Genomic DNA, 15,849 nt, shown 5'->3' with positions numbered 1-15,849 from the left:
AACAACTTCACAAAGATTCTTTTCCGCTAAACTCTAAAATATTTAAACCCTCGGATGCCTCTGGTGCTTCAAAAAATTTAGTAACATGAATAAACACCGCTTCCGTATCAAAAGCTGCTCTTTCGGGTTGTTCGTTACGCCTTTGTGCAATTTGACGTAAGCATTGCTCGTTATTTAGATTAAGGAAAATTAGTTGATGGTTTGCATTGACCTCTGACGCCATATCCAAAAACCACTTTCGCAGTTTTTTAGTGTTAGCAGGAAAGTCCATCACTACATCTGTACCGACACTTAATATGTTTTGGACATGCTTTTTGACCAACGGCTTGAGCTGCGCTGAAAATTTTAGATAGTCCTCAAATGCTGCAATCTGATTGGGATACAGAGATGAAAGCCATTCATCCTCTGACAACAGTACCGCTTGTTTATCTATCGCCAATTGTTTTGATTTAGTTGATTTTCCAGCTCCCATTTTTCCACAGAAAAAGTATAGCGTCCCCAATTGTTTCATATTTTTTAACCCCCTCCCGCTTATTTTAGTTTAAACTTTTTACTTCGTTAGTTCCCATAGACATTCTCCTCTTATAAATATTTACACGTTAAGATTTATATCTAATTTACATATTATACCAATAAAATTACAATTCTTAATTGAAATGGTTAAATAACTTATTATTAATAGTTTTATTACAAAGAAAAATCCTCTTAATGTTAATCCAAGATGAGAAAATGATTTTCTATCTTTTAACAAATGTACAATAAATACCACCCCCTCGAAAATATCCATAATATTCCATTTATAATCAAAATAGGTGCATTAGATACATTTTCTAATTCTTGATGTACTTCAATAACTCTTGTAATACTAGGCAACTCTAGTTTCCTCCTGAGATTTCACAATTAAATTTTATTCTTTTTCGCTTTTGACAACTATTAGCTTTATACACCATTTACTTATGTATTTAATTATTTTTGCTTTAGTAATTGATCAACTAGTAGTTGAGACTTTAACCCTTCTAATCCATCAACAAGGGGTTGCTCATCATTTTGAATACAATAAATGAAATGCTGTACAGCAGCTTCAAAGCCACGTAGTTTTAAAGTTGTTTCCCATGAAGATGGAACTATTGTAGTTATTGCATTTTCTTCTTCGATTTCTGTTGTATTCATGTTTTTTACACGGATAATTGCTCCGTCTGTTATCAATTCTATTTGTTCTAAATTCGTTCCTGCTTTTCTATGCATAGCTGTGGTGAAAGATATATTTTGAGAGGATTCATACGTATGTTGCGCATATAAAAGTTGATTTTCATCGTTTGTATGAACAGTTCCATACAGCGCACTAAGATCTCCATCACCCAACCAACGTACTGTATCAACTAAGTGAAGATAATCATCTAACATTGTGAACTCATAAGAAAAAGGACCCACACTGTCCGTTCTGTGCTTTTCAACACATACCCAAGCTATTTTATTCGCTTTTTCCTTTGCTTTCACATACATTGGAGCAAAGCGACGATTAAATCCAACCATAAGCTTTCTTCCCAAGTTTTCACTTAATTCGACTAATTTTTCTGCTTCTGAAATAGATGCTGCCAATGGTTTATCGACATATACATCTATCCCTTTGTTAAGCAGTTCCGAAACCACTTCATAATGTGATTCAGTAGAGCTGTGTACAAACACGGCATCACACTCTTGAGCCAATACTGGTAAGCTATCAAAATCTTGTATACGATACTGATTGCAGATTGCCTTTCTCTTCTCTCTACTGGGTGAAAATGCACCCGCAAATGTCCAATCTGTTTCTTTTGAAAGAATAGGCAAATATGCTTTCTGAGCGATACCACCCAGTCCTACCATTCCGATTCTGGGTTTCATCAAATTAATCATCCTTTATCATAATTAGATTTGGTACCATAGCTATTTTACAACCTATATATGGTATAGACAGTGCTATGGTTAAAGAATTAGGTTCATAGCAATTAATTACAAAAAATCTATTTTAAAGAAGAATTATTTTTGTTCGGTGTAAAGATAGTATTAGTAAGAGCTTTTCGTCTTGATGATCAATGAGAGCAAGAATAGTGGTATTTTTTGCTCCATAAAAGCAACCAATGTAAAAGCATCCAGGTTGGTTATTTGGATGCTTTTTGTCTACAATCTGAGACGGACTTTAGATGATTGTTGAGAATATTACTTTTCTGTTGCTGTATTCCCATTTCAATAGAAATTCTATTCAAACTGTTAATTTGATTGATAATTAGAACAAGGTCAACATATTGTCTTTCATCATAATGTTCACGTACTCGTTGATAAAGCTCATCTGGCACACGTTTTGTCGGGATTAAAGTCACGTACTCTGTCAACTCAAGAGCTACTTATTCTGCATCTGTGTAAAATGTACACTCTCCAACCGTCAATGGAAAAGGAGTTGCCGTTATTACCCACCAATCAGTGTAGAACTTACCAAACTACCTTTTTTGATATGTTTTAGGTACTATCGTTTTGTTATGAAAAAAATTAAGCTATTTTTAAATAAAAATCCCCTTTAAATTAAAAATTTATTTTATCTATCTTTATCATGATTTAAATAAATAGGAATGAAAGACAAACCCTTTTCTTTTCTAACTTTTTCAGCTTCTTCTGGATTTCCGGCCTGAATTTCACCAAGAATACCAGATGTTTGTGATATGGCAACTTCTATAACCTTTGAATTTTCATGATTTTTCACTTTTCCAATTACAGTTCTATCAATTGAAAATTCTTTTGGATGTTTTTCAAGATATAAATCCATTTCTTTCATTTCATCATTCGACAGTGGTTCTGCTGTAAATCCATTTTCAGCTAACAATGCGTCTATATTTGGTTTTTCACTACCTTCCGCTTGTTTTTCTATAATTCCACTACCGAAGATTAATCCTGCTGACATGATTCCTACTCCCACTAAACCAAAGATTATTCTTTTCATTTTATGATATCCTTTCTATAGTCCATTATATATAAAGGGGATTTTATTATTTTTAATCATAATTTTGAGCATACAGATTATCACTGTTCATAACTTTAGAAAAGCATCTTAACAAAGAAAATGACACAGCCATTATAGTTACTGTGCCTTTTGAGTCCTTTGGTTCTCTCCAACGAAAAATGCAGCACAAAAGAGGAAGACTGTTCCTAAACCCACTCCACTATCATTGAAAAATCAAAGATATTCTTTATATGCTAACCCACCCGCAATCGAAGCGGCAAAAAACATAAGAAACATTACTGTATAGTTCTTTTTCATTTATTTACCGACCACATTTTACGGGTCTATTTTTTCATGCCCTTTTTCAGTTTTTATTTTCATGGGAGTTCAATAAGAAACTAGAATTTAATCAAATTTTTTACAAATAAAACCCTGTCTTGATTTGGTCCGTCATAGTCCGTATTTATTGATAGACCATCAACAATTCTATCTCCATCTTCAATTTCAAAACCCATCTTGGTATGATAAGCAATCGAAACTTTATTGACAGGTGACGTTACACAACGAACAATACTTCGATTATTTTGCTTTACCGCATCAAAAAATTTATTGTATAAATGTTTTCCAATATTATGCTTTCTGTATTCAGGATGAACTCCAACGAAATGAATATATGCCTCATTTGAATGAGTTTGAGAAAGGAATCCTATTAGAAAACCCACAAGTTTACCATCCTTTTCTGCAATGAAACTTGTTTGTGTAAAATGGTCAAAGAATAATTTTGGTAACATATCAGACATATTCCTGCCACCCCACCACTCATTGATTAGAGGTGAAATTACATAGTAGTCTGAACCTTCAACTAAACGAATTTCCATTTTAATTCTCCTGTTTATATAAAAATCTATTTAGACTAATATTAACATTAAAGTAAATTTTATATTATTCCTTATGCAACTAAACTGCCCCGTTAGTCGAATAAGAAAAAAGACCGCCGCAACGATCCCCATTCTTTACCTCTTCCACCCGTTAGTGAAATAAGAATTCCTTAAATTGTTCATCATAAAAGAAACATTAAATGGAGGATTTTATGATAAAAAGTCTTTTAATATTGTTTGCTTGCTTCACTCTTTTCTGTTATTCACCCGTGAAAGCAGAAGCGATAACTAAAAATGATGTAGAGTTGCGTGATGAACTAACTTGAATTTGTTATTTCCCTCAATTGACAAAGAAATTAAGATACATTTCGGTAAACCGAAGCAGTATTATTGCGAACAAATTCTCCAAATCAAGAAGTTGGAACAAGGCAGCTACTACTTTGATGTCACCCTTCAGGTAACGACATTTAACGGTGCTCATAATCCGCCTTATGATTTAGTGACCATTAAGTTTAGCAATTTTCGTTCCCCATTTTGGCGGACCATTGATTTCAAAAGCAGAAGGCTAAAGCCAAACGAAATAACTAAGTGCAGGCATCCTTTGTAAAATAGGTGCTTATTCTTCTTTAATATTCTTCACTAACCTGCCCCGTTAGCATAATAAAAATGCTGCATCGATGGCAGCAGGATCTTCCATATAAGCACCAGTCTTAATTTGGACTACGACCAAAGTCGTATAACGATTTAGTTCATAGCCTGATGTAATATTCTAACCAAGACTTTATAATGATTAATGAATAAAGATTTGTTAAATATTACGATACAAAGAGGAGTAAATTTAAATGGAAAATAAGGGATTCAAAATATTGATTCATGCTAGTACTTGGTTTGCACCTATACTAGTTCCCATTATCACATATTTTATTATTTCAGATCGAGAAATTAAAAGCTTATCCTTACAGGCTTTGGTATTTCATATTGTGATTGGTATTTTAATCTCAGTGTCTGCTTTTTTTTCTTGGATATTAATTGGGATTCCATTCCTCATTATTTTTGGACTCATTGCTATAATAGCTCCGATTATTGGAATTGTTAAAGCAATTAATAATCGTCCTTTTCGATATCCTATTATTGGATCATGGTTTTGATTAAATCTAAACGAATCTAATCGTTTTAATGATGATGAATAGTGGTATTTAAATAACTTTACGATAATTCATGCGAATGTTAGCTCTGTAACGGATACTTGAAAAGAAAAGATATGCGGGTGCATTGCTTCAATAACGCTCTTCCATAAAAGGGCGCTATTCCGTAGTAATGATAAAAGTCCAAATTCTCAATTTTAATGTTGAGAATTTGGGCTTTTTGTATATATTTATAGTGCAAACTAGCATTAAAATAAGTGCAAATTACCTTCTAAAGTGACACCAATTATTAACCAAACAAATTCATTAAATTCGTAAATTCTTGTTCAACTAACCTGCCCCGTTAGTCGAACAAGAAAATGAGTCGCAACTACGATCCTTTTTAAGCTCAAGCATCCATTATTTTTAGCAAAATTATTCACAAAAAATGATATATTATAAAGCACTAAAAATAGTGCTTTAATTTGCAGGCTTATTGTACCCTCTCTCACCGTATGGCTGTAATTTCTCCAACCACTGCTTTACCATTTGCTTAAGCTGCCAGCGTCTGTCTGTACTTTCTTCAACTTCCTTCTTCTCTAGTACTTCGTATACGAATGCATCTCCCCCTAATTGACTCCAATCTTTTTGCAACTGAGCATTTGCGAATCTCCCCATTTCAAGTTGCATTTTCAGTGTTAGCCACTTGTTTTTTAAGTTAGGGCAGCTATCAACATAAATTTTTCCATTAACCTTGTTTTTAATTTGATATATGCCCATATAGGTCTTAAATTCCTTAAATTCCTCTTTTAATTCCTTACGCCTGCTCTTATCCACCGTTCTATCTCCTTTCAGGGTCTATTGCTTAATATGCTATCATTTTTAGACTCTTGATAGAATACGCAATCGTTCACATAACACCCCATATGGTTCTCCCCCTTTATCTTTAACTATTTAAAGATATTCTGTAATTCCATATGTATGCCTTGTTCCACTAAACTGCCCTGTTAGCACAATAAGAAAAAGGCTGCTGCAGCAGCCCAATCTTAAGACAGTTGTTCTTTCTCAGTTAAAACAACATATGATAAAATGCTATTATAATTTTCCAAATAACGGAATGTTTGTCGTTCCGTTAAAGGGCAGTTTAATAGCAATCTACAATACGCCACAAATGAATTTTGAACAAAGGGATTAATTGGAGGAAATAGAAAATGGATGTAAAAACACTTTTGTTACAACAATGGGCAAGCTGCTTGGATGAAGAAGACTGGTTTCCACCACTTGAAAAAGTGCTAGAGGATATTACTTTTGAACAGGCAATTTGGAAACCAGTTGTGGGGGCACATTCCATTTGGGAATTAGTTTGTCATCTACTTTTCTATGAAAAGCGATTTCTGTTGAGATTTCTGTTGCGATTTCTTGATGAAACAACGAATGAACCACAGGCAGAAAATAATGAATCTACATTTCAATTACCAACTGAGACGTTAGAAAATTGGAAGGAAACAAAACAAGAATACTTTTATGTTCATCGTGAACTTGGAAAAATACTAGCAAAATCAGAACATGAAGATTTGTATAGACAGATCCCAGGAGAAGATAATTCATTAGTGCTTGAACTGAAGAGTTTAGCATTGCACGACGCATATCATATTGGGCAAATTGTATTCCTTAGTAAGATGCAAGGAGCTTGGGCAGGGAAACGGAGCTTTTAAAAAAGCTTCATCAGGACGTCATGAATCATTCCGTTTTTCTTTAAATTCTCTGTATGTGGGGATAACAGATAGCACAGCACAAATAATAACATTTTCAAGCATATTATAAGGAGAGTTAAAAAGAAGAACCAATACATTGATAAAAGTGAAGCTGAAAATATAATCCCTTAAATAGGACATGATAATGACAATTCCTAAATACGCTTTTTCTTCATCCATTATTTTTCACCTCAATTTGTATTCGATTCCATTGTAGTTTGAAATATGGTTAAAAAGAAATAGAAATAAAGTTAATGAATGGTTAAGTTTTTGTAAATGAAAACTTTTAGTATTGTTTTCTATTCATTTTGGAATCGATTGTAAGAATAATGGACTTGTGGAAAAACTGACTACAAACGTGAGCCTGAAGTATAGAAAATATTTTACTTAAATATGGATTTTTTGCCACATTGATAACACCTTTATGGAATACTATTTTCATTTATGTCTTTTGAACTAAACTGCCCCGATAGTTTAAGTACAACATTTCACAATCATTCTTGTAAAAAAGAAAAAGCGACCTTCTTCTTGAAGTTTCGCAGCCGTTAGTATACGTGTATTTTTTCACAATCAATCATTTTCACAATATTTGTGTTCGACGCTGATTATTGTTGACTGCGACGTAAATAAATCTGTTTCTAAGCTCAACCTATCCGATGAGTCGTAATTTGGGGTCAGTCCCCAGGTGAGGTAACGCTTTACTCCACCTGGGGACTGACCCCTCGAACATGGAATAACAATCGTCTGCTCCAGTAGGGGGAATCTAAGTAAAAAATGAACCTCGAAATACAAAAATGTCAATAATTTGTAACAATTAGAATCGGTATAAGGATATGAGGATGTTATAATCGTCCTTGTTAGAATTAACCATACTCCTATTCACTTCAATTGCTTCTTAAGTCACTTATCCATTCACAAAACACGGGAGTATTAATTTATCTTTTAATTGGGGGATTTTTTTAATGTGGGTAATTACTGTCCATTCAAAAGAACATACTAGAATGTTTGAGTTTGACACAGAAAGAGAAGCAAGAGAAACTTTCGAGAAAATTCAGGGTAACAAAATCCTTTCAGAGGTTATCTATTTCAACGATTCTTGCTTAGCTATCGCTGCTGTTTAGGATTCTTACCACGATTTATTCATTTAAAAAATTGAGTAAGCGAATGTAACGTAATCGTTAATACGTTGTTGTAAAAAGCCCTCGGATTTCTGTTGAATTCGAGGGCCTTACTTTTTGAACAATGACATCATTAAATTTTAAAAAAACGATTTCCAAGCGGAAACGTCTTCAAAAATATTTATTCAACAATAGCACCCGATAGTTTAAGTATATATATTCACAATTATTCCATTTCTTAAGAATAAAAAAAGAGCTGTCCAAAACAGCTCATTGAGCTAAAATTTATATTATTTTTTTAAAACTGGAATCAAAATTTCGCTTTTCACAGATGGTGAAGTTAAATCTTTGGTTTTAATCGACAAGATTTCGGGTCCTTCTGTTACTTGATAATTGGAAGATGGAAACCACTCAGAAAAAATCCTTCCCCAAGTTTCCTGTAAGGTACTAGGAAAAGGTCCCGTTGATTCAAATATCGCCCAGGTTAAAGCAGGAACTTCAAGTTTTGAAAAGTTTTCAGGGCATTTTTGTGTTGTTGCCACTCCTATATACTGATCAAGCTCTCCTTTTTCTTCCATACGTCCATCAGAAAAGTTTGTAGATGCTTGAATCATCCCTTTAGGTTCAACATTAGAGAGTTTTTTTAATTGATCTATTTTTTCCATAGTCAAAGATTTCCACATTGCTGTAATTTCCTGGTTTTCCCCTTCAAAAATAATTGGAACTCTTTTCATAATACCAACTATGTTAAATGCCTTTTTTTGTTCGATTCGATAATTCATTTCATTTCCTCCTCTAATTGATAATTGGAAGGTCATTGGTGGAAAGGCTTTTAATTGCTGTCCGTTGTTTCTTGCTTCTGATGGTGTTACACCATGTAAATTTTGAAAAGCTCTAGTAAAAGAGTCTGGAGAATTATATCCATATTTAACCCCAATATCAATTATCTTTAAATTACTATTGGAAAGCTCAAATGCCGCCAAGCTCAGTCGCCTACGGCGAAGGTACTCTGATAATGTTATACCTGCAAGAAAAGAAAACATTCTTTTAAAATGATATTCGGAACAATGAGCGATTCTTGCCACCACTTTAAAGTCTATTTCGTTAGTGAGGTTATCCTCAATATACCTCATTGCATCATTCATGCTCTTAAGCAAATCCATTAAATGACCCCCTTTCATCAATAGAATAACAGGAGTTGAATGTATCCGTCCGACATTATGTGCACCATTTTGTCGGTTTAATCCTATCTTTTACATATTGCTTATACAGCAATCCCTTCTTTAACACAAGCACCCGATAGTTTAAGTGTAATATTTCATAATCTTTCTTTGGGTACAATAAAAGGCATCCTTCATCTTGAAGAGTCGCACCAGTTACTTAACTTATCATTAGTTTTTTGAATTTTTCACAAAGGTATTGAAATCCATCCAAGTTGGTGTTTCAGTTACTTTTATCTGATAAATCGAATAAATATATGAACCGAGAGTAACACTACACGTAAAACTAATGTGGGGTATTAATGGAATGAAACAGATTATTCTCTGGTCACTCTTGATATTGCCTTGGGCGTCATTGTTCTTTTTCAAAATGGATACTGTACGCAGATACATGCCAGTCGCTCTATTTATGACCGTTATTCATACCTTGGCATATCAAGCGGCTTACCATTACGGATGGTGGAATGAGACAGGTTCCAGTCTGTTCGGGTGGGATAAAATCGTCCCGGTTCCTTGGGTGTATGGAGCATATTTAGTAATAGTTATCTGGGTATTCCGCTTTACTTTTGGGAAATTTTGGGTGTATTTGACTGTCAATATACTTTTGGACGGGTTATTTATGTACATCGTTTACCCGGTATGGCAACGGATGGGGCTTGTTTCGAGTAAATCGACTTTGTCTACAATAGCTATTGTTGCAATGATGGTCGGTTTTGCGTTTATCATCTATCTGTATCAACTGTGGCAGGACGAAGTGTTCAAACAGCCCAAAGCGAAACTTAGAAATGACCAAGAACCGACTTAATGCCCCTTATTGGAGAAGGAAAGCGAAGTAACCGAAAACATGGAGATTTCCACATCTATTTTCCGAATCGGACCACATTTTTCGAATGGCAATGAGTACAAGTGCATCCATCTTTGTGTTTCTGCTCGGATATCTTTTTAAAAATCGGTTCGCTTGCAGCAGATGCGGAAAGAGAGGTTATAAAAAACTCTTTTAAACGAAGTTGATCTGTGGTGATGAGTTTTTGAACCTCCTTAATAATGTCCGTTAATGCCATTCGAAACCACTCGCTTTTGTCCAAATTTATATACCAATTAAAGAACAAAATCAAATATCATCATAATCGATTAACAGAGCGTTTTTCTTAAAAAATAGCCCCCATTTGTTAAACTTAGTTCATATATTACAGTCTACACTCTACCTGAAGAAAAAAAATTAGGAGATTCCCTATTTGTGTGCTACACTTTTCTTACCATTTGATTTACTGTTTTGGAATTCCCTACTCATCCGTGAGTGGGGTTTTTTGTTTGTTCTTAACAAAAAATAAAAAAACAGACTCTAAAAATAGAGCCTGTTAAATGTTTCTAAATTAAGCTTTACGTACGTTAGCAGCTTGTGCGCCACGTTGTCCTTGCTCAACATCGAAAGTAACTGCTTGACCTTCTTCTAAAGTTTTGAACCCTTCACCTTGAATAGCTGAGAAATGAACGAATACGTCTTCTCCACCTTCACGTTCGATGAATCCGAAGCCTTTTTCGCTATTAAACCATTTTACTTTACCGTTTTCCATTTTTGTTGCCTCCTAGTGCACTTTCAGCACACAATGTATTACTATCCTTGCTCTCAGTGATCATCGAGACGAAAAGTTAAAACTTATACTATCGTTTACACCGAACAAAAATAATTCCTCTTTACAATAACATTAATTGAAAGTGTTTTCAAGAATACGAAATATTCGGTACCAATTATTCCCGACTAATCCCTATTTAGCAAAAAAAGGCTACTTATCGTGTAGCTTCAGTAATCTGCCCCGTTACTTCGTAATCATTTTAACTACAAATTTTTCTCCATTATAACGTAGGATTTCCCCTCTTTTATAAAACTAGAGTTGGTCTCTTGTAAACCAAACTTTTTATAAAAATCCACCTTATTCTTTCTGGCATTACCCAAATTCTTTTCACGCCGTGAATCTTTGCTTCCTTCAATACAGATTCTAACAATTCACTTCCGAATCCTTTTCCTTGCTCTTGTTGAAGAGTTGCAAATTTTCTAAACTGGGCTTCTTCATTGTCTATAAATAGTGATATGACAGAAACCAGTGTGCTTTCTTTAAAAAGACCAAAATGAATACCTAAATCATCATCTTCTAATTTTATATATTCAAAGGGTTTATCGGACCACATGACTTCATGTCTTAAACCCCATACTTGTTCCTGATCTACTTTTCTTATCGTAGTTTCCATAGTCCTCTCCTTTGTTTTCTATAATCTAAAAGAATCATAAATATTTTTCGCTAACAATAAACAGGTTACTGTAATAAAAAGGGCACGAACATCCCTTATTCCACAGTTATTTTGATTTAATTCCTGCACCACAAAGGGGGATTATAATTTTTTCATCCGGTGCCTTCTTATATTTTAAATAACCTGCATAGTTTGCAGCTGTTGTGACTTCAACATAGAAACCTTTATCAGCAAGCATTGCTCGTGCACTCAGAATTTCATCTTCTTTAATGTCAATAAATAAACCATTTGTTTCACGTACAGCCTCTAAAATTTGTCTTGAACGTGCCGGGGCTGCAATGGCAATACCTTCTGCTAAAGTACCTTTATTGGTTACAGGTTCTGCTATTTCCAGCCCATTTTCATAGGCTCTCATAAGAGGTGCACAGTTTGCTGCTTGGATTGCAACAATCTTCGGTATTTTTTCTATTAATTTGCTTTCAAATAACTCTTTAAAACCATAGTATGCACCAAGTACAAGTGTACCATTACCAACTGGAATGATTAATGCATCTGGTGCTCCCTTTAATTGCTCGTAAATTTCATAAGCGTAAGTCTTAGTTCCTTCATAAAAATAAGGATTATACACATGACTTGCGTAAAAAACTTTTTCTGCGTCTACTGCTTTTTGTGCCGCAGCTGCAATTTCCTCTCGTGTACCATGAATTTCTTTAATCGTTGCTCCATGTGCTTTTATTTGAGCAATCTTTTTCGGTGAAGTTTCATCGCTTAGATAAATATCACAGGCAATATTACAACGTGCTGCATAAGCTGCAATCGCCGTTCCCGCATTACCACTACTATCAGCAATCACCTTTGATACCCCTAATTCTTTTGCCTTCGTCATTAAAACAACGGCTCCTCGATCTTTAAAAGATAATGTAGGCATCATATAATCAATTTTTACATACGTATTTGGCTCCATAGGATCTAGAACGATTAAAGGTGATTGACCTTCACCCATTGTCACCGATTCCCATGTCTTAGAATCCTTTGCAAATGGCATGGTTTCAAAATAACGCCATAATGTATTGGGATAGTTATTCCATGCTGCAACATCAATTTTGGGAGAATCTTTTACTATGTTTAATACTCCACCACATTCACATTTCCATCTATTTGGTGTAATATCATGCTTTTTGCCACAACGGTTACAAATAAATTGTTCCATCATTTTTCATTCCTTTCAGATAATTTTTTATATAAATTAGACTTTTTTATACAAAATAAACAAAAAAAATATAACTAAATATATGCAATGGCATCAATTTCAATTTTGAATCCAAAATGTAATTCACTAGTGGGTACAACAGTACGTGCTGGTTTATGTTTACCGAAAAATTCCTTATAAACAGTATCTACTTTATCCCATAACTTAACATCAGGAATATATAATGTCATACGCAAAATCTGCTCTTTTTTACTTCCAGCTGCTTCTACAATCATTTCCACATTTTTAAGTGCTTGTAATGTTTCTTCTTCGATGGAGCCAAATTGCTTTTCACGGGTTTCTGGATTAATGGCAAATTGCCCTGATACATAAACAGTGTTCTGATGAACGGCTGCTAATGCATAGTGTCCATTTGATTTTAAATTTCCTACCTCAAAAATGCTTTTCATTTGATTCTCCCTTCACTTGATTTATTTTTGATTTCATCCAAATAACTATAAACTGTTACTTTGGAAATGCCCAATAAAGATGCGACTTTCTCAACAGATCCTTTCAATAAAAAAATACCTTTTTCGTCCATAAACCTAATTAATTCAATCTTTTCATGGCGTTTCATGACTGGATGTACACTGTTTTGAATGATTTGTTGAATCAATTGATCCACTATTCCTTCAACATTTTCAATTTCGTCATCCGATTTTGTTTCATTCTTTTGAACTTCAACTTGTGTTGAAAGAAAGGTACTCATAAATTGTTGCATTTGATTTAGTGCTTCAACATCAAAATTTATGCAGAAAGCACCGATCACATTTTGCTTGGAATCACGTATTAATGAAGTCGAAGAACGAATCGTACGCTTATCTTCTGTTACAAATGTATAACCTGCAAGATAATCATCTTTAAAGTCTTCTGAACGTAAAACAGTCTTCACTAAGTGATCAAATGATTGACCAATTTCTCTTCCTGTAACATGGTTATTTACTGTAAACATTACGGAGCATCGAGGGTTCGTCAAATCATGAATAACGACTTCACAGTTTGGTCCAAACATTTTTGCAGTAGATTTTGCTACAGGGATAAAACTCTCTAATACTTTCTTACTTTCTTCCAAATCTAACTACCTCATTTTTTAAAGTCCATTTAATTATATATTTTTTTATATAGAAAACGCAATATGTAGATTTTTTTATATGTTTTTTTAAAAAACACATAACTCCAATACGAAAAATCCAAAATTCACCGTCTGACTTGCAGCCAAAAACCTGAATTAGATCCATAAAATATATAAAAGGCATGAGAATTTATCATGCCTTTTTATAACCTATTTCTTTAAATGATATGGTACCGTTGTAATCACAACATCCTTATGTCTATATAACCATAAACGAAGTAATAAAGCAGTTTGATTGTGCAGTAAATTATGCCACCACTTTTTAGGAATAAATTGTGGTATAACAATCTGGATTTGTGATTTAAATTCTTCTTTTTCATCAATCATTTTAATTAATCTTGAAAAAGGCTCTAACACCGACCTATATTTGCTTTTCAGAGTTACGAGCCTGCACGGATTTCCCCATTCCTCCCATTTTGCCTCCATTTTTTTCATAGAGTCATCATCAAAACCTACATATACTGCTAGTATGTTTTCATTACATAAACCTAGAGCAAAAGATAGGGTGTTATGAACTACACGATGTACTCCTGAGACAAGAACAATTGTGATAACTCTATTTCCTTTAGGTTTAAAGGATTTAAGATCAATCTTGAGTTCATTTGCAATGTTTTGATAATGATGATGGATTGCCAGTGAAAAGAAAATCAGGAGTGGTATTATAATTAAAACAACCCACGCTCCACTTGTGAATTTGGTAACAGCAAAAATGACAGCAACAACGGTTGTAACAATAGCTCCTACTATGTTAATGGCTAATTTGATTTTCCAACCGGAACCCTTTTCTCGAATCCATAGTTTGATAAGGCCGAATTGGGCAACTGTAAATGATAGGAAAACCCCGATTGCATATAACGGTATTAAGGCATTTGTTTGAGCCCTGAAGGCGATAATCAATAAACTAGCGATAGCTGCCAGTGCAATAATCCCATTAGAATAACCTAATCGATCTCCTCTATTCGTCAATCCACGAGGCAGAAATCCATCAGCAGCTACGATGGCAGCTAATTGGGAAAAACCTGTAAACGTTGAATTGGCTGCGAGAATGAGTACGACAAAAGTAAACCATATGATTATTTGGTACAAAAGCCCATGTCCGAAATAGGACTCAGATAATTGAGATAGCATGGTATTATTAGGATTTGGACTAATCCCCTTTACATATAAATGATAAGCATATCCCAAAAGGGTTATGGCCGTGATTGTGCCTAATGCGATGTAGGTTTTAATCGCATTTTTTTGACGAGGTTCTCTAAAGATAGGCACAGAATTTGAAATGGTTTCGATTCCAGTTAGTGCAGAGCAAGCCGAACTGAATGCTTTTAATATAAGTAAAATGGTCATTCCTTGTGGAGCGTTTCCTATAGTAGGTGTGCTCTGTTGAACAAAACCATGCCTTGTCTCGTCAAAAAAACCAGTATAGACAATAATCAACATACAAGCCATGAATCCAAATGTCGGCCATGCAAAAATTTTAGCAGATTCGGCAACTCCCCGAAGATTCACCATTAATAAAAGAAAGACACAAAGCACAGCAAGGACTACTTCATAAGGAGCTATTATTGGGTATGCGGAGACAACATTTGCTAGTGCAGAAGAGACTGAAACAGCTACCGTTAAGATATAATCTACAAGTAATGCACTTGACGCAATTAAGGATACCCACCGTTGTTTATAGTTATCCTTTGCAATAGCGTATGCCCCGCCCCCATTTGGGTAGGCTAAGACTCCCATAATATAGGAAAGAATCAGGATGGCTAATAATATAACAGTAGAAATCGTAATAGGGATGATATACCACTTTGCATCATTCCCAAACTTAACAAGTTCTGTCATTCCCGCTTCTGGCCCATACGCAACGGATGAATAAAGGTCTGCTGAAAGAATCGGCAGTGCGATATACCATATTAATTTATTGTGCTGGGCGTGAAGTTCTGCCGTCCTCATGGGTCTGCCAATTAATGTACGTTTAACACTGTTGAAATTCGAAATAGAATACCAAATACCTACCAAGCAAATTATTCCAAAAAACAATTCAATAAAATGGGCTGGATGAGTCACTTCTTTTTCCCCTTTGCAGGTAACAATTTTTTTTTGAGCTATAATGAAAAATTTAAGTTAGTCCCTATACAATAACTCAATTTGTTACATTCTTT

The 15,849-nt window shown here is 34.4% G+C and carries 18 protein-coding genes and 2 pseudogenes; 5 read left to right on the top strand and 15 right to left on the bottom strand.

The window, feature by feature from the left end; genetic code table 11:
• Nucleotides 1-7: 7 nt before the first annotated feature.
• The 5 genes and pseudogenes from RCG21_RS16305 to RCG21_RS16285 all read right to left on the bottom strand — a co-directional run bounded on the left by RCG21_RS16305 (nucleotide 8) and on the right by RCG21_RS16285 (nucleotide 3,849).
• Nucleotides 8-511, bottom strand: a complete 504-nt coding sequence (locus RCG21_RS16305) for a P-loop nucleotide/nucleoside kinase family protein (RefSeq protein WP_133340341.1) — start codon at nucleotides 509-511, stop codon at nucleotides 8-10.
• 455 nt (nucleotides 512-966) lie between these two features.
• On the bottom strand, nucleotides 967-1,884 hold the full coding sequence (locus RCG21_RS16300; protein ID WP_133340339.1) for a Gfo/Idh/MocA family protein: 918 nt from the start codon (nucleotides 1,882-1,884) through the stop codon (nucleotides 967-969).
• A gap of 332 nt (nucleotides 1,885-2,216) precedes the next feature.
• Nucleotides 2,217-2,411 (bottom strand): annotated as a pseudogene (locus RCG21_RS16295) (carboxymuconolactone decarboxylase family protein); the annotation flags it as partial.
• A 158-nt stretch (nucleotides 2,412-2,569) separates the two neighbouring features.
• Nucleotides 2,570-2,932 (bottom strand): hypothetical protein, encoded by a 363-nt coding sequence (locus tag RCG21_RS16290; RefSeq protein WP_133340337.1) that lies wholly within the window; start codon nucleotides 2,930-2,932, stop codon nucleotides 2,570-2,572.
• 437 nt (nucleotides 2,933-3,369) lie between these two features.
• Nucleotides 3,370-3,849 carry a GNAT family N-acetyltransferase gene (locus RCG21_RS16285; protein ID WP_133340335.1) on the bottom strand — a complete coding sequence of 160 codons (480 nt, stop codon included), beginning with the start codon at nucleotides 3,847-3,849 and terminating at the stop codon, nucleotides 3,370-3,372.
• Nucleotides 3,850-4,171: 322 nt separating this feature from the next.
• Here RCG21_RS16285 and RCG21_RS33535 point away from each other — a divergent pair, with 322 nt between their 5' ends.
• The gene (locus RCG21_RS33535; protein ID WP_372512684.1) at nucleotides 4,172-4,456 is read left to right on the top strand and encodes a DUF3888 domain-containing protein; all 285 of its coding nucleotides are present in this window, start codon (nucleotides 4,172-4,174) and stop codon (nucleotides 4,454-4,456) included.
• A 235-nt stretch (nucleotides 4,457-4,691) separates the two neighbouring features.
• The gene (locus RCG21_RS16280; RefSeq protein ID WP_308913390.1) at nucleotides 4,692-4,997 is read left to right on the top strand and encodes a magnetosome magnetite crystal formation protein family; all 306 of its coding nucleotides are present in this window, start codon (nucleotides 4,692-4,694) and stop codon (nucleotides 4,995-4,997) included.
• 456 nt (nucleotides 4,998-5,453) lie between these two features.
• Here RCG21_RS16280 and RCG21_RS16275 read toward each other — a convergent pair whose 3' ends face one another.
• A complete protein-coding gene (locus RCG21_RS16275; RefSeq protein ID WP_133340369.1) occupies nucleotides 5,454-5,810 on the bottom strand; it encodes a GIY-YIG nuclease family protein in 357 nt (118 codons plus the stop codon).
• 374 nt (nucleotides 5,811-6,184) lie between these two features.
• Between RCG21_RS16275 and RCG21_RS16270 the strand changes: the two genes are divergently transcribed.
• A complete protein-coding gene (locus RCG21_RS16270) occupies nucleotides 6,185-6,688 on the top strand; it encodes a DinB family protein (protein ID WP_308913389.1) in 504 nt (167 codons plus the stop codon).
• An 18-nt stretch (nucleotides 6,689-6,706) separates the two neighbouring features.
• Here the strand turns inward: RCG21_RS16270 and RCG21_RS16265 are convergent, their stop codons facing one another.
• Nucleotides 6,707-6,907, bottom strand: a complete 201-nt coding sequence (locus RCG21_RS16265; protein WP_133340365.1) for a hypothetical protein — start codon at nucleotides 6,905-6,907, stop codon at nucleotides 6,707-6,709.
• 782 nt (nucleotides 6,908-7,689) lie between these two features.
• Between RCG21_RS16265 and RCG21_RS16260 the strand changes: the two genes are divergently transcribed.
• Nucleotides 7,690-7,848 carry a hypothetical protein gene (locus RCG21_RS16260; RefSeq protein ID WP_165976429.1) on the top strand — a complete coding sequence of 53 codons (159 nt, stop codon included), beginning with the start codon at nucleotides 7,690-7,692 and terminating at the stop codon, nucleotides 7,846-7,848.
• A 287-nt stretch (nucleotides 7,849-8,135) separates the two neighbouring features.
• Here the strand turns inward: RCG21_RS16260 and RCG21_RS16255 are convergent, their stop codons facing one another.
• Nucleotides 8,136-9,008 (bottom strand): AraC family transcriptional regulator, encoded by an 873-nt coding sequence (locus tag RCG21_RS16255; RefSeq protein ID WP_308913388.1) that lies wholly within the window; start codon nucleotides 9,006-9,008, stop codon nucleotides 8,136-8,138.
• A gap of 364 nt (nucleotides 9,009-9,372) precedes the next feature.
• Here RCG21_RS16255 and RCG21_RS16250 point away from each other — a divergent pair, with 364 nt between their 5' ends.
• Entirely contained in the window at nucleotides 9,373-9,870 is a 498-nt protein-coding gene (locus tag RCG21_RS16250; RefSeq protein WP_133340361.1) for a hypothetical protein, read from the top strand.
• A gap of 58 nt (nucleotides 9,871-9,928) precedes the next feature.
• Here the strand turns inward: RCG21_RS16250 and RCG21_RS16245 are convergent.
• The 7 genes and pseudogenes from RCG21_RS16245 to kimA all read right to left on the bottom strand — a co-directional run.
• A pseudogene (locus RCG21_RS16245) lies at nucleotides 9,929-10,126 on the bottom strand (IS1595 family transposase); the annotation flags it as partial.
• Between the two features lie 312 nt (nucleotides 10,127-10,438).
• The gene (locus RCG21_RS16240; protein ID WP_026574136.1) at nucleotides 10,439-10,639 is read right to left on the bottom strand and encodes a cold-shock protein; all 201 of its coding nucleotides are present in this window, start codon (nucleotides 10,637-10,639) and stop codon (nucleotides 10,439-10,441) included.
• 304 nt (nucleotides 10,640-10,943) lie between these two features.
• Nucleotides 10,944-11,312 (bottom strand): GNAT family N-acetyltransferase, encoded by a 369-nt coding sequence (locus tag RCG21_RS16235; protein ID WP_308913387.1) that lies wholly within the window; start codon nucleotides 11,310-11,312, stop codon nucleotides 10,944-10,946.
• A gap of 106 nt (nucleotides 11,313-11,418) precedes the next feature.
• On the bottom strand, nucleotides 11,419-12,522 hold the full coding sequence (locus RCG21_RS16230) for a threonine synthase (protein WP_133340359.1): 1,104 nt from the start codon (nucleotides 12,520-12,522) through the stop codon (nucleotides 11,419-11,421).
• A gap of 74 nt (nucleotides 12,523-12,596) precedes the next feature.
• Entirely contained in the window at nucleotides 12,597-12,971 is a 375-nt protein-coding gene (locus tag RCG21_RS16225; RefSeq protein WP_133340357.1) for a RidA family protein, read from the bottom strand.
• Entirely contained in the window at nucleotides 12,968-13,633 is a 666-nt protein-coding gene (locus tag RCG21_RS16220) for a helix-turn-helix transcriptional regulator (RefSeq protein WP_133340355.1), read from the bottom strand. Before RCG21_RS16220 ends, RCG21_RS16225 begins: the two co-directional genes overlap by 4 nt.
• Nucleotides 13,634-13,843: 210 nt before the next feature.
• Complete coding sequence (gene kimA, locus RCG21_RS16215; protein ID WP_308913386.1) at nucleotides 13,844-15,754, bottom strand: potassium transporter KimA; 1,911 nt, start codon at nucleotides 15,752-15,754, stop codon at nucleotides 13,844-13,846.
• Nucleotides 15,755-15,849: the final 95 nt, after the last annotated feature.

This window comes from Bacillus salipaludis (assembly GCF_030938565.1).
Taxonomy (GTDB): Bacteria; Bacillota; Bacilli; order Bacillales; family Cytobacillaceae; genus Neobacillus; species Neobacillus salipaludis_A.
The sequence above is the reverse complement of the archived record's forward strand: the minus strand, read 5'-3'. Positions and strand labels throughout refer to the sequence as shown.

Excerpts from the sequence above, each read along its gene's own strand:
- RCG21_RS16305 (WP_133340341.1), bottom strand. The coding sequence starts at position 511 with ATGAAACAATTGGGGACGCTATACTTTTTCTGTGGAAAAATGGGAGCT.
- RCG21_RS16290 (WP_133340337.1), bottom strand. The coding sequence starts at position 2,932 with ATGTCAGCAGGATTAATCTTCGGTAGTGGAATTATAGAAAAACAAGCG.
- RCG21_RS16285 (WP_133340335.1), bottom strand. The coding sequence starts at position 3,849 with ATGGAAATTCGTTTAGTTGAAGGTTCAGACTACTATGTAATTTCACCT.
- RCG21_RS16280 (WP_308913390.1), top strand. The coding sequence starts at position 4,692 with ATGGAAAATAAGGGATTCAAAATATTGATTCATGCTAGTACTTGGTTT.
- RCG21_RS16270 (WP_308913389.1), top strand. The coding sequence starts at position 6,185 with ATGGATGTAAAAACACTTTTGTTACAACAATGGGCAAGCTGCTTGGAT.
- RCG21_RS16265 (WP_133340365.1), bottom strand. The coding sequence starts at position 6,907 with ATGGATGAAGAAAAAGCGTATTTAGGAATTGTCATTATCATGTCCTAT.
- RCG21_RS16260 (WP_165976429.1), top strand. The coding sequence starts at position 7,690 with ATGTGGGTAATTACTGTCCATTCAAAAGAACATACTAGAATGTTTGAG.
- RCG21_RS16255 (WP_308913388.1), bottom strand. The coding sequence starts at position 9,008 with ATGGATTTGCTTAAGAGCATGAATGATGCAATGAGGTATATTGAGGAT.
- RCG21_RS16250 (WP_133340361.1), top strand. The coding sequence starts at position 9,373 with ATGAAACAGATTATTCTCTGGTCACTCTTGATATTGCCTTGGGCGTCA.
- RCG21_RS16240 (WP_026574136.1), bottom strand. The coding sequence starts at position 10,639 with ATGGAAAACGGTAAAGTAAAATGGTTTAATAGCGAAAAAGGCTTCGGA.
- RCG21_RS16235 (WP_308913387.1), bottom strand. The coding sequence starts at position 11,312 with ATGGAAACTACGATAAGAAAAGTAGATCAGGAACAAGTATGGGGTTTA.
- RCG21_RS16230 (WP_133340359.1), bottom strand. The coding sequence starts at position 12,522 with ATGGAACAATTTATTTGTAACCGTTGTGGCAAAAAGCATGATATTACA.
- RCG21_RS16225 (WP_133340357.1), bottom strand. The coding sequence starts at position 12,971 with ATGAAAAGCATTTTTGAGGTAGGAAATTTAAAATCAAATGGACACTAT.